Raw genomic sequence first — 12,484 nt, forward strand, 5'->3', positions numbered from 1 at the left:
GGCGACTGCCCGGTCAGGGCAAAGTCAACGCCGGTTCAGGCCAAGGCGGGACGCTGATAGCCGCCCAGCACCCCATTCTTCGAAAATACCCATTGCCACAACTGGATGTCGCGCGCGCGGAACGCCCCGGCGCACGACAGCAGGTAGTACCGCCACATGCGGTAGAACCGCTCCCCCATCCGCTCCTTGAAACGCGGCCACGCGGCTTCGAAGTTCGCGTGCCACGCCATGAGCGTGCGGTCGTAGTCGGCCCCGAAGTTATGCAGGTCTTCGGTCACGAAGAGACCGCCCGAAGCGTCCGCGATCTGGCCGATGGTCGGCAACTCGCCGTTCGGGAAGATGTACTTGTCGACCCACGGATCGGGCGTCGTGTCGCGGCGGTTCTTGCCAATGGTATGCAGTACGAATAGACCGTCGTCGGCGAGGCAACGCTGCGCGACTTCCATGAAAGTGCGATAGTTCTTCGGGCCAACGTGCTCGAACATCCCCACACTGGCGACGCGGTCGAACTTCTCGTCGAGCAGGCGGTAGTCCTGCAAACGGAATTCGACGGGCAGGTCCTTGCAGCGTTGAGCGCCGAGCGCGGCCTGCTCCTTCGAGATCGTCACGCCCACGCACGACACGCCATAGTGTTCGGCTGCAAACTTCATGAGACTGCCCCAGCCGCAGCCGATGTCGAGCAGGCGCATGCCGGGCTTGAGGCCCAGCTTGCGGCAGATGAGGTCGAGCTTGGCCTCCTGTGCCTCGTCGAGCGTTTTCGCCCCACCCGACCAGAAGCCGCATGTATAGGTCATGCGCCTGTCGAGCATTGCCTCGTAGAAGTCATTGCCGATGTCGTAGTGCTGCTGCCCCACCTTCCATGCGCGGCGCACGGTCTGGCGATTCATGAGGCGCGCCTTGAGCGCGTGGAACACGAGCCGCGCAGGATCGATCTGTTCATCCAGATGCGCGCGCAACACACGTGCAAAGAACTCGTCGAGCCGCTCGCAGTCCCACTGGCCGTCCATGTAGGCCTCGCCGAGGCCCAGGTTGGCCAGCGCGAGCACACGCTCGGGCACCAGGGGATCATGGATGCGCATGTCCCAGGGCCGGGTGCCGTTGACCTTCACGTCTGCTCGCCCCAGTAGCTGGGCGATGAACCGCCATGCCCCCGAACCGGTGGCCTCGCGGGCGGAATGGGCTGCTTCGAGATCAGTCGTTGCCATACGTGCTCCGTATCGGCCGGAGTTGGCCTCCTTGATGCCTTTCTCCGGTGCCATGCAAGAGGTTGCTATCAAGAACATTCATCGGCGCGCGCGCCGCGTCAGGGTCTATGATGCACCTGCTTCAAAAAGCGTGCAGGAACCCTCACAGGGCCGGCCAGGCAGGTCATAATCGGAAGCTCTTCTGAAACGTATCGGCATGCGTGCGCAATCCGCGCGCCCAAGCCGGAGATACTGTTATGGCCTACGACGACAACAACATCTTCGCGCGCATCCTGCGTGGCGAAGCTCCCTGCATCAAGGTGTACGAGGACGACGCGACGCTCGCCATCATGGACGTCATGCCGCAATCCGAAGGCCACCTGCTCGTGCTGCCGAAGGAAGGCGCCGAACTCATCTACGATCTCTCGCCGCAAGCCGGCGCAGCGGCCATGGCGACCGTGCAGAAAATGGCGGCCGCGGTGCGCAAGGTGCTCGCGCCCGAGGGCCTGCTGATCGCGCAGTTCAACGGAGCCGCCGCGGGGCAGACCGTGCCGCACGTGCACTTTCATGTGATTCCGCGTCGTGCGGGCGAGGAACTGCGTCCGCACGCGCGTGAGATGGCCGATATGGCGCAGCTCGAGGCGCTGGCTGCGCGCATTCGTGCGGCGCTGTAAGTAATGTGTAGGGTTGGCGCGACGCCACGCTTTGCTTCGAGCGCTCGCGCTTCGAGCGGACTGCGCCCATACGGGTATGCAAGCCAACGGGCGATTTCTGCGTCGCTTAGGGCGTGCGGGGGAGCCTCTGCAAAGCGCAAGTCGTGCCAGCCCCGCGCGACCGCTTTCCTCCCACGCGCGGACTCTGCTATAATTCGCCTCCCGCCGGAGAGATGGATGAGCGGTTTAAGTCGCACGCCTGGAAAGCGTGTATAGGTTAATAGCCTATCGGGGGTTCGAATCCCCCTCTCTCCGCCAAGACACCAATGAATACGGGCCGCTCGGCCCGTTTTTCTTTTCTACCCGCCAAAGAACCGACCAAACCGTGAAGTGACTCGGCGGCCACGCCGATCATCGCACTGCGTTGCATCTCGTCCCCCGCGCGTTGCACTGCCAGGACAGTTATAGCAACCCGCTAGCGTCAACCAGTCCCAATTTCGGGAGGGTTCCGATTTTGGGATCGTTTGCAGTCGCGACTCGGGACATCGTGTCCTGATCCGAGACTAGCGTCAGGATCGTTGTCCGCCCGTTACTGAAACGTTCGCCTTGGGCCTGATGAGAAGCCCCCGTGTCTAAACGCTGTTCGTGTCAGTCGCCATTAACAGAAACCGCTGCGAAGAGCGTTAGCCCAATCTGGACGCCCATTTGAAAGTGCTATTGCTGCGGCGTCATCCCATGCATACTCCACGAAATGAAACTCAACATCCCAACCAGATGAGGTTTTCGTGATACATGCATAGCGGGCATGAGGAGAGCCCATTTCCATGCGATGAGGAAAGGGATGATCGTCAGAATAAGCCTGTAATCCGACACTACCGGGGTTAACGATTAATCGTCCATCCATGAGTTTCATTGACCGTTGAAGATGTGTGTGTCCACACAAAATCAACCCGGCATCAATGTCCCCAGCGCGCTCCTCTACCTCCTTTTGTGTCGCAGGGCGACATCCACTCTCCTCAACGGTTTCGAGGAAGTAAGTCAGATCGTCCCCTGGTGTTCCATGAACCAAAAGAACATCATTTTCGATCCTCAATGTAGTTGGTAGATTCCGCATCCACTCCATTTGCTGGGCATTTAGCGAGATGTGTGCCCAGCGATCGGATGCACTCATCCGGGAGACATCACCGGACAACACCTGCCTTTCATGATTGCCTCTGATCGTTGGGAAACCGAGAGCCATTAGCCGATCAGCTGTTTGAGATGGATATAATGCGCCGGAAAAGATATCTCCTAGATTGACGATTACATCGGCCCCATGTCTCTGGACGTCTTTTAAGACGGCCTCTAATGCAGCCAGATTACCGTGAATATCTGAAAGTGCGGCGATTTTCATAGTGCGATCAGACAATGATTAAATCAACCGTTTCGAGCATAGCAGGCTTTGCCCCGCATCAGTGCGCCGCACTCAAGAGTGAACCGTGGCCGGAGCGCTGGACGCTCCGGTTGGTACGGCTCGTAGGCGCACTGGTACGCCATGTCTTGCTGCCGCTGCGTGCGCTGCTGTTCTTCGGGCCGTTCTTGGGCTCAATGGGCGCTGGACAGCATCCCTAGGTGCAACGCCTGACAAGGGAGCGTCACGACTCGACACCGGATGACCCCGTTGAATCTCGTTGCGCACGCAACCTTCAAATAATGCACGTCGGCAACGACCAAAACAGCCCGCTGACACCAGAAAAAAACGTCGGGCGCGCAGCCCGACGTCGAATTCCCGCGCACAGCTTCGAGGACCGGTTCGCGGGAATGAGAGGGTTTCAGTATCTCTCGCCTCGCCCGCTCCGCATGTGATCGACCGCACACCGCCAATCAGGTCCGTGCCCTCACGGGTGCCGGATATAGTCCACCAACGCGACCGTATACGCATCCGGCTTACGATCGAACAGACTCACGCCTATCGCCACGAGAAAGCCGGCGGGCACACCGAACACGCCTGAGCTGATGGGCTCGATGCCGAACCATCGCGGGCCCACGAATCCCGTGAGCTGTGTGAAGAACGGATAGGTCGAGACGATGTAATAGACACACACGGTCAGCCCCGCAATCATGCCGGCCACGGCGCCGAGACGCGTCGTGCGCTTCCAGAACACGCCCAGCACGAGCACCGGAAAGAGACTCGAAGCCGCAAGCGAAAACGCCGCCCCCACCAGGAAGAGAATATTGCCCGCGTTGAGCGACGCCACATACGAGGCGAACAGCGCGACGCCGAGCAGCAGGATCTTCGACATCGTCACGCGCCGTTGGCTCGACGCTTGCGGATCGACCATGTGGTAGTACACGTCGTGCGAGAGCACGTTCGAGATCGTGAGCAGCAGCCCGTCGGCGGTCGACAGTGCAGCCGCGAGCGCGCCCGACGCGACGAGCCCCGACATCACGTAAGGCAGTCCGGCAATTTCCGGCGCGGCGAGCACGACCATATCGGGCTGCATCTGGATGTCGCTCCAGCGCACCACGCCGTCGCCGTTCACGTCGGCGATGTTGATGAGATACGGCTCGATGCGCCGCCACTGCATCACCCAATGCGGCAGATCGTCGAAGCGCTGCCCCACCAGATGCGTGAGGATCTCGAACTTGATCAGCACAGCGAGCACCGGGACAGTCAGGTAGAACAGCGCGACGAAGAACAGTGTCCAGCCCACCGAACGTCGCGCCGAGGCCACCGAGGTCGTCGTGTTGTAGCGCGTGAGGATGTGCGGCAGGCTCGCCGTGCCGAGCGAGAGGCACAGGAGCAGCGAGAGGAAGTTGCGTTGATGATTGCGCCGTTGCGCTTCGTCGTTGGCGGGAAACGGCTCGTTCATCGGCACCGGCGGCGCCGCGCGCTCCAGCAGGTCATCGCGCTGGCGCGTCCACACCATGCGCGCCGTGTCCACGTCGCGCGGGAACGCATTCAGCTCGCGCTCGAGCGAGTCGATGTCGCGCAGCGGGCCGTTATGGCGGCGCAGAGTCGCCAGCGATTCGACGAGCTGCGTCTTCTCCTTCAGGTACGACTGCGGCAGCGTTTCGAGCCGCGTTTGCCACTGCGCCGCGCGCCTGCGGTATTCGTCGCGAACGTTGGCCTCCGCGCTCGCGCCGCGCACCTCGCGCTCGAACGCTTCCACGCGCTGCATCACGTTGCCGTACTCGACCTGCGGCAGCCAGCCCAAACCGTCGCGATGCGCGATCAGCGAAACCGGAATCAGAAGAGCGGCGATGAGGATGATGTACTGCGCAACCTGCGTCCACGTCACGGCGCGCATGCCCCCAAGGAACGAGCACACGAGTATGCCCGCCAGCCCGCAGAAGATGCCGATGGCGAAATCCACGCCGATGAAGCGCGTGGCGATCAGCCCCACGCCCTGGATCTGCGCGACGAGATACACGAACGAGCACAGGATGGTCGCGAGCACGGCCAGCGCGCGCACGAGGTTGCTCGAAAAGCGCGTGCCGAGGAAATCGGGAATCGTGTAGCGCGCGAGCTTGCGCACATAGGGCGCCAGCAGGAAGGCGACGAGGCAGTAGCCGCCCGTCCAGCCCATCATGTAGGCGAGGCCGTCGTAGCCGCTTGCGTAGAGCGAGCCCGCGAGGCCGATGAACGACGCGGCGGAAAGCCAGTCGGCGGCCGTCGCCATGCCATTGAAGAACGAAGGCACGCGACGCCCCGCCACATAGTATTCGACGAGGTCGGAAGTACGCGAGAGCAGCCCGATCACGGCGTACACGGCGATTGGCACGAACAGGAACACGTAGCCGATCCACATGCCGGGCCCAGTGGCGACCTCGATGCGCCACATCACGTAGACGAAGGCGAGAAAGCCGAGGGTGTAGAGCGCGTAAGAGCGGATGAGCCGGTGCGCGAGCTTCATCGTTGCTGGGCCCTGCTCGCCTCGCGGATGGCGGCGTCGGCTTCGAGCGCGGCCTGCAGCACACGGTCGGCGCGCTGCATCAGCAGGATATAGATCGCCACGAGCAGCACGTAGATCAGGATCGCGCCCTGTGCGCCGAGATAGAACGGCAGGCTGAAGCCGGCGAAGCGCACGTTGGCGAGCGTGCGGGCAAAGAGCGGCGCGATGAACGAAACGATGAAGCCGACCGTCATGAGCACGGCGATCAGCGCGAGGTTGAAGCGCCAGTAGCGCCGATGCGCGCGCGCCATTGCCTCGGTCACCGGCGGTGGCTCAGGCAAGGGATTGAGATTGTTCTGTGGAGTTTTGTGTGGCGCGGCCATGCGCCTATTTAGCAAAAACGCGTATGGCCGGCAATCCGTAAGAATGCGGGGGAACGACCTGGCCGGCGCTGCGCGCGGCGCCGGACGAGGCGCCGCGCGAGGCTCGACTGTTAGAGCGATTCGCCGAGCTGGTCGAGAATCGCCGGGTTTTCGAGCGTGGAAACGTCCTGCGTGATCGCCTCGCCCTTCGCGAGCGAGCGCAAGAGGCGCCGCATGATCTTGCCCGAGCGCGTCTTCGGCAGGTTCTCGCCGAAGCGGATGTCCTTGGGCTTGGCGATCGGACCGATCTCCTTGCCGACCCAGGCGCGCAGCTCGTTGGCGAGCTTCACGGCCTCGTCGCCGTGCGGGCGCGTGCTCTTGAGCACCACGAACGCCACCACGGCTTCGCCGGTCGTGTCGTCGGGGCGGCCCACCACGGCGGCTTCGGCCACGAGCGGGTTCGCCACCAGCGCCGATTCGATCTCCATCGTGCCGAGGCGGTGCCCCGAGACGTTCAGCACGTCGTCGATGCGGCCCATGATCGTGAAGTAGCCGGTTTCCTTGTCGCGCACGCTGCCGTCGCCGGCGAGGTACAGCTTGCCGCCCAGTTCCTCGGGGTAGTAGCCCGCCTTGTAACGATCGGGGTTGCCCCAGACGTTGCGGATCATCGCGGGCCACGGGCGCTTCACGACCAGGATGCCGCCCTGCCCGTTCGGCACGTCCTGGCCGGTTTCGTCGACGATCGCGGCCATGATGCCCGGCAGCGGCAGCGTGCACGAGCCCGGCACGAGCGGCGTGGCGCCCGGCAGCGGCGTGATCATGTGGCCGCCCGTCTCCGTTTGCCACCACGTGTCGACGATCGGGCAGCGCTTGCCGCCCACGTTTTCGTAGTACCACATCCACGCTTCGGGATTGATCGGCTCGCCCACCGTGCCGAGAATGCGCAGCGACGAAAGGTCATAGCTCTTCGGATGCACCTTCGCGTCGGCTTCGGATGCCTTGATGAGCGAGCGGATGGCCGTGGGCGCCGTGTAGAACACCGTGACCTTGTGCCTCGCGATCATGTCCCAGAAGCGCCCCGCGTTCGGGTACGTAGGCACGCCTTCGAACACGACCTGGGTCGCGCCGATGGTGAGCGGCCCATAGGCGATATAGCTGTGGCCCGTGATCCAGCCGATGTCGGCCGTGCACCAGAATACGTCCGAGGGCTTGTAATCGAAGGTCCACTTCATGCTCTGCGCGGCCCACAGCAGATAGCCGCCCGTGCTGTGCTGCACGCCCTTCGGCTTGCCCGTCGAGCCCGACGTGTAGAGGATGAAGAGCGGGTGCTCCGCGCCCACCGGCACGGGCGCGCAGGTGTCGCTCTCGGCCGCGGCGACTTCGTGCATCCAGAGGTCGCGGCCTTCGTGCCATGCGACCTTGCCGCCCGTGCGCTGGTAGACGAACACGCTGTGCACCGCTTCGCACCCGCCCATGGAGAGCGCTTCGTCGGCGATGTTCTTGAGCGGCAGTGCCTTGCCGCCGCGCATCTGCTCGTCTGCCGTGATGAGCGCGACCGCGCCCACGTCCACCACGCGCTCGTGAAGCGACTTCGACGAGAAGCCGCCGAACACCACCGAATGCGTCGCGCCGATGCGCGCGCAGGCCTGCATGGCGACCACGCCTTCGACCGACATCGGCATGTAGATGACCACGCGGTCGCCCTTCTTCACGCCGCGCTTCTTCAGCGCATTGGCGAAGCGCGACACGCGCGAGAGCAGATCCTTGTAGGTGACGTTCGTGACGGTGCCGTCGTCGGCTTCGAAGACGATGGCGACGCGCTCGCCATTGCCCGCTTCGACGTGGCGGTCGAGGCTGTTGTACGAGGCATTGAGTTCGCCGTCCTCGAACCACGTGTAGAACGGCGCGTTCGATTCGTCGAGCACCTTCGTGAAGGGCTTTTGCCATGTGAGCGTTTCGCGCGCGAGTCGCGCCCAGAAGCCTTCGTAATCGCGTTCGGCTTCGGCGCACAGCGCCTTGTATGCGTCCATGCCGGACACCGTGGCGCCCGCCACCGTTTGCTCGGAAGGCGCAAAGACGCGGCGTTCCTGAAGAACCGATTCAATCGCAGACATCGACAACCCCTTGGTGAAGATGAAACGTCAAACTCGTAGACACACGCGAGCATCTTCAATGCCCGCGCGCGCCGTCTCCTTGTGCCGCTGCCCGCTCGCGGGCCCGGCGCTATTGGCTTGCACTGGAAGCCACCATTGCGGCATCGCAGCATGCATGGGCGCGCGATACGAACACGAACGTGCGCGATCTTCGCTAACCAACCCATGCCGCAAAGATTAAGCGTAGCAACTTACCGGCCACTTACGCGTGTGCACGCAGACATTGCAAGTCGCGCGCCATGACGCCCAGGTAAGCAGACATTTAGAATGCTAACTGAACTGCGCATCCGGATTCCAGCTTGACTCGTTATTCTCTTTACCTCGTCGCCTCGATGCTGCTCGTGGGCAGCAACGTGGGCATCGGCAAGTCGATCGTCGCCTTCATCCCCGTTCCGCTTTTCGCGCTGTTGCGCTTCGTGATCGCACTTGCGGTGCTCGGGCCGCTCTTGCGCCGCTCCAGAATGCAACACGTGAAGCGTGGGGAATGGGTCAATCTGTTCCTCCAGGCGCTATTTGGAACATTCGGGTTTACGCTGCTCATGCTCGGCGGCGTGCAGCGCACGAGCGCGGTCGCGGCCGGCGTCATCACGAGCACGATCCCCGCCGTGGTCGCGCTCTTCTCGTGGCTCTTCCTGCGCGAGCGCCCCGGCGCGCGCACGCTCGCGTCGATTGCGCTCGCCATCACGGGCATCGCGGTCGTCAATCTCACGCACCTGGGCGAAAGCGCCGACGCGGGCGCGAGTTCGCTCCTCGGCAACCTGATGGTGCTCGGCGCGGTCTGCTGCGAGTCGCTCTACGTGATCCTCTCGCGCCGCCTCACGCAAACGCTGGCGCCGCTCGACATCTGCGCGTACACGCATCTGTTCGGCTTTCTGCTGATGCTGCCCATCGGGCTGACAGGCGCACTGTCGTTCGATTTTGCGAGCGTGCCCGCGGGCATCTGGTGGCTCGCGCTCTGGTACGGGCTTTCCGCCAGCGTGTTCTCGTTCTGCCTCTGGATGATGGGCATTCGCCACGTTCCGGGCAGCATCGCGGGCGTCTTCACGGCCGTGCTGCCCGTGGCGGCCGCGATCTACGGCATCGCCTTTCTCGGCGAGCGCCCCACGCCCGCGCACGGTATCGCGCTGGCCTGCGTGGTGGCCGGCATCGCGCTCGCGAGCCTCAAGACGAAGCGCCTGCCGCCGGTGGCCTCGTGAGCGCTTTGCAAGCATCCTGAAAGTATCGGCTCCCGGGCGGCGCTGCCGGAATCGCGGCGAACCCTCGCGCCGACGCTGTACAATAGCGCCCGCCCGGCCCCTCGCGCGCCTCGAGCGCGTCATCTGGCCCTGCCAGACGGCCCCGCCCGTTTTCGCCACCGTGATCGCCCATGTCCGCTGCACGCCCCCAGCCGCCTTCCGCCGCCGCCCCGGGTAAAGCCCGCCGCCGCATGCGTCCGCTACCCAGCATCATCTTCATGAGCCGCTGGCTCCAGGTGCCGCTCTATCTGGGCCTGATCGTCGCGCAGGTGGTTTACTGCCTGCTGTTCCTCAAGGAAGTGTGGCACCTCGTGAGCCACGCCACCACGCTCGACGAAACCACGATCATGCTGGCCGTGCTCAGCCTGATCGACGTCGTGATGATCTCCAACCTGCTCATCATGGTGATCGTGGGCGGCTACGAGACCTTCGTCTCGCGCATGAATCTCGAAGGCCATCCCGACGAGCCCGAATGGCTCGATCACGTGAACGCCGGCGTGCTCAAGGTCAAGCTCGCCATGGCGCTCATCAGCATTTCGTCGATCCACCTGCTCAAGACCTTCATCAATGCCGATGCGGCATCGACGCATACGGTGATGTGGCAGGTGATCATCCACGTGGCGTTCCTCGTTTCCGCGCTCGTGATGGCGTGGATCGACCGCATCACCACGCATACGCACCCCGAACACTACGAGGACCTCGCCGCGCGCCATCCGGTGCCGGGCGGGCATGCCGCTGCGCGTCGCACGCTCGTCGAGCACGCCGAGTCCGATTGAGCGGCGCACGCGACCCACATCATTCAAATCACCGTCCCCACAGAAGCTAGCCATGACCGTCATCAAACAGGAAGACCTGATCCAGAGCATTGCGGATTCGCTGCAATACATCAGCTACTACCATCCGCAGGATTACATCGAGGCGCTCGGCCGCGCGTACGAGCTGGAAGAAAGCCCGGCCGCGAAGGATGCCATCGCGCAAATCCTCACGAACAGCCGCATGTGCGCGGAAGGCCGCCGTCCGATCTGCCAGGACACCGGCATCGTCACGATCTTCGTGAAGGTCGGCATGGACGTGCGTTGGGACGGCGCCACGATGGGCGTCACCGACATGATCAACGAAGGCGTGCGCCGCGGTTACCTCAACCCCGACAACGTGCTGCGCGCCTCGATCGTGAGCCCGCCCGAAGGCGGCCGCAAGAACACGAAGGACAACACGCCGGCCGTGATCCACTACGAGATCGTGCCCGGCGACAAGGTGGACGTGCAGGTCGCGGCCAAGGGCGGCGGCTCGGAGAACAAGTCGAAGTTCGTGATGCTGAACCCGTCCGACTCGATCGTCGACTGGGTGCTCAAGACCGTGCCGACGATGGGCGCGGGCTGGTGTCCGCCGGGCATGCTCGGCATCGGCATCGGCGGCACCGCTGAAAAGGCGATGCTGATGGCGAAGGAGTCGCTCATGGAATCCATCGACATTCAGGACATCATCAAGCGCGGTCCGAAGGACTGGATCGAAGAGCTGCGCGTCGAGCTGCACGAGAAGGTCAACGCGCTCGGCATCGGAGCGCAAGGCCTTGGCGGTCTTGCCACGGTGCTCGACGTGAAGATCATGGCAGCGCCCACGCACGCGGCATCGAAGCCGGTCGCGATGATCCCGAATTGCGCGGCAACGCGTCACGCGCATTTCGTGCTCGACGGCTCGGGTCCGGCGAAGCTCGAAGCGCCCTCGCTCGACGCATGGCCGAAGGTCAACTGGGAACCGAACACGGAAACGAGCAAGCGCGTGGACCTCAACACGCTCACGCCGGAAGAAGTCGCTTCGTGGAAGCCGGGCCAGACGCTGCTGCTCTCGGGCAAGATGCTCACGGGCCGCGACGCGGCGCACAAGCGCATTGCCGACATGCTCGCGAAGGGCGAGAAGCTGCCGGTGGACTTCAAGAACCGCGTGATCTACTACGTCGGCCCGGTCGATCCGGTGCGCGACGAAGTGGTCGGCCCGGCAGGCCCCACCACCGCCACCCGCATGGATAAGTTCACCGAACTGATGCTCTCGCAGACGGGCCTCATCTCGATGGTCGGCAAGGCGGAGCGCGGCCCCGTGGCCATCGAGGCGATCAAGAAGCACAAGGCCGCGTATCTGATGGCCGTGGGCGGTGCGGCATACCTGGTCTCGAAGGCGATCCGCGGCTCGAAGGTCCTCGCGTTCGAAGACCTCGGCATGGAAGCCATCTACGAGTTCGACGTGCAGGACATGCCGGTGACGGTCGCGGTCGACTCGTCGGGCACCTCGGTCCACAAGACCGGCCCCGCCGAATGGCAGGCGAAGATCGGCAAGATTCCGGTCGCCACCGTTTGACGCATACCTGATGTCTGCTCGAAAGCCGGGGCCTTGCGCCCCGGTTTTTTTTGAACCGGGCGGCGCTTGCGGCACTCGCCCATGTGTACCGCAATCCGGCGCGGGTTTTGTCTTGGCTTTTGCCGGGTGAGCGTTTATTGTTGGAAGCCCGTCTCCGCCCGACAAAGGAAGGAAAGATCATGCAAGGCGACAAGAAGGTCATCGAATATCTGAATGCCCAGCTCAAGAACGAGCTCACGGCCATCAATCAGTATTTCCTGCACGCCCGCATGTACAAGCATTGGGGTCTCGAGAAACTCGGCAAGCACGAATACGACGAATCGATCGGCGAAATGAAGCATGCCGACCTGCTCATCGAGCGCATTTTCATGCTCGACGGTCTGCCGAACCTCCAGGATCTCCATAAGCTGCTGATCGGCGAAGAGACTCGGGAAATCATCGAGTGCGACCTGAAGCTCGAACAGATTTCGCAGTCCACCTGCAAGGAAGCCATCGTCTATTGCGAATCGGTGCGCGATTTCGTTTCGCGCGAAATCTTCGTCACCATTCTCGAGGACACCGAGGAGCATATCGACTGGCTCGAGACGCAACTCGACCTCATCGACAAGGTCGGCATCCAGAATTACCAGCAGTCGGCCATGGGTTCGGTAGAATCCTGATCGCACGCCTC

Annotated in this window: 10 protein-coding genes and 1 tRNA gene; 6 read left to right on the top strand and 5 right to left on the bottom strand. The window is 63.2% G+C overall.

Annotated elements, in window-relative coordinates:
* Nucleotides 1-35 precede the first annotated feature (35 nt).
* The gene (cfa, locus tag VSR34_RS29065; protein WP_342964193.1) at nucleotides 36-1,205 is read right to left on the bottom strand and encodes a cyclopropane fatty acyl phospholipid synthase; all 1,170 of its coding nucleotides are present in this window, start codon (nucleotides 1,203-1,205) and stop codon (nucleotides 36-38) included.
* A 236-nt stretch (nucleotides 1,206-1,441) separates the two neighbouring features.
* On the opposite strand from cfa, the gene VSR34_RS29070 reads away from it, so the two are divergent.
* Nucleotides 1,442-1,858 carry an HIT family protein gene (locus tag VSR34_RS29070; protein ID WP_342964194.1) on the top strand — a complete coding sequence of 139 codons (417 nt, stop codon included), beginning with the start codon at nucleotides 1,442-1,444 and terminating at the stop codon, nucleotides 1,856-1,858.
* A 206-nt stretch (nucleotides 1,859-2,064) separates the two neighbouring features.
* Nucleotides 2,065-2,155, top strand: a tRNA-Ser gene (locus tag VSR34_RS29075).
* Between the two features lie 340 nt (nucleotides 2,156-2,495).
* On the opposite strand, the gene VSR34_RS29080 is transcribed toward VSR34_RS29075, so the two are convergent.
* From VSR34_RS29080 to acs, 4 genes are all read right to left on the bottom strand, one after another.
* Complete coding sequence (locus VSR34_RS29080; RefSeq protein WP_342964195.1) at nucleotides 2,496-3,230, bottom strand: metallophosphoesterase family protein; 735 nt, start codon at nucleotides 3,228-3,230, stop codon at nucleotides 2,496-2,498.
* Between the two features lie 484 nt (nucleotides 3,231-3,714).
* Entirely contained in the window at nucleotides 3,715-5,733 is a 2,019-nt protein-coding gene (locus VSR34_RS29085; RefSeq protein ID WP_342964196.1) for a sodium:solute symporter family protein, read from the bottom strand.
* Nucleotides 5,730-6,095 (bottom strand): DUF4212 domain-containing protein, encoded by a 366-nt coding sequence (locus tag VSR34_RS29090; RefSeq protein ID WP_342964197.1) that lies wholly within the window; start codon nucleotides 6,093-6,095, stop codon nucleotides 5,730-5,732. Before VSR34_RS29090 ends, VSR34_RS29085 begins: the two co-directional genes overlap by 4 nt.
* A gap of 110 nt (nucleotides 6,096-6,205) precedes the next feature.
* Nucleotides 6,206-8,188 carry an acetate--CoA ligase gene (gene acs, locus VSR34_RS29095; RefSeq protein ID WP_028213591.1) on the bottom strand — a complete coding sequence of 661 codons (1,983 nt, stop codon included), beginning with the start codon at nucleotides 8,186-8,188 and terminating at the stop codon, nucleotides 6,206-6,208.
* Between the two features lie 338 nt (nucleotides 8,189-8,526).
* On the opposite strand from acs, the gene VSR34_RS29100 reads away from it, so the two are divergent.
* The 4 genes from VSR34_RS29100 (at nucleotide 8,527) to bfr (ending at nucleotide 12,473) form a co-directional block, all read left to right on the top strand.
* Nucleotides 8,527-9,423: a DMT family transporter gene (locus tag VSR34_RS29100; RefSeq protein ID WP_342964198.1), complete on the top strand. Its 897-nt coding sequence runs from the start codon at nucleotides 8,527-8,529 to the stop codon at nucleotides 9,421-9,423.
* Between the two features lie 170 nt (nucleotides 9,424-9,593).
* Nucleotides 9,594-10,238, top strand: a complete 645-nt coding sequence (locus tag VSR34_RS29105; protein WP_342964199.1) for a TIGR00645 family protein — start codon at nucleotides 9,594-9,596, stop codon at nucleotides 10,236-10,238.
* 52 nt (nucleotides 10,239-10,290) lie between these two features.
* A complete protein-coding gene (locus VSR34_RS29110) occupies nucleotides 10,291-11,814 on the top strand; it encodes a fumarate hydratase (RefSeq protein ID WP_028213589.1) in 1,524 nt (507 codons plus the stop codon).
* 179 nt (nucleotides 11,815-11,993) lie between these two features.
* Nucleotides 11,994-12,473, top strand: coding sequence for a bacterioferritin (bfr, locus tag VSR34_RS29115; protein WP_342964200.1), 480 nt, complete (start codon nucleotides 11,994-11,996; stop codon nucleotides 12,471-12,473).
* The last annotated feature ends 11 nt before the right edge of the window (nucleotides 12,474-12,484 follow it).

This window comes from Paraburkholderia sp. JHI2823, from assembly GCF_038900695.1.
Taxonomy (GTDB): Bacteria; Pseudomonadota; Gammaproteobacteria; order Burkholderiales; family Burkholderiaceae; genus Paraburkholderia; species Paraburkholderia mimosarum.

What these genes read in the sequence shown, in the direction of transcription:
- VSR34_RS29090 (WP_342964197.1), bottom strand. Translation starts at nt 6,095, where the DNA reads ATGGCCGCGCCACACAAAACTCCACAGAACAATCTCAATCCCTTGCCT.
- VSR34_RS29085 (WP_342964196.1), bottom strand. Translation starts at nt 5,733, where the DNA reads ATGAAGCTCGCGCACCGGCTCATCCGCTCTTACGCGCTCTACACCCTC.
- VSR34_RS29110 (WP_028213589.1), top strand. Translation starts at nt 10,291, where the DNA reads ATGACCGTCATCAAACAGGAAGACCTGATCCAGAGCATTGCGGATTCG.
- acs (WP_028213591.1), bottom strand. Translation starts at nt 8,188, where the DNA reads ATGTCTGCGATTGAATCGGTTCTTCAGGAACGCCGCGTCTTTGCGCCT.
- VSR34_RS29080 (WP_342964195.1), bottom strand. Translation starts at nt 3,230, where the DNA reads ATGAAAATCGCCGCACTTTCAGATATTCACGGTAATCTGGCTGCATTA.
- VSR34_RS29105 (WP_342964199.1), top strand. Translation starts at nt 9,594, where the DNA reads ATGTCCGCTGCACGCCCCCAGCCGCCTTCCGCCGCCGCCCCGGGTAAA.
- VSR34_RS29070 (WP_342964194.1), top strand. Translation starts at nt 1,442, where the DNA reads ATGGCCTACGACGACAACAACATCTTCGCGCGCATCCTGCGTGGCGAA.
- bfr (WP_342964200.1), top strand. Translation starts at nt 11,994, where the DNA reads ATGCAAGGCGACAAGAAGGTCATCGAATATCTGAATGCCCAGCTCAAG.
- cfa (WP_342964193.1), bottom strand. Translation starts at nt 1,205, where the DNA reads ATGGCAACGACTGATCTCGAAGCAGCCCATTCCGCCCGCGAGGCCACC.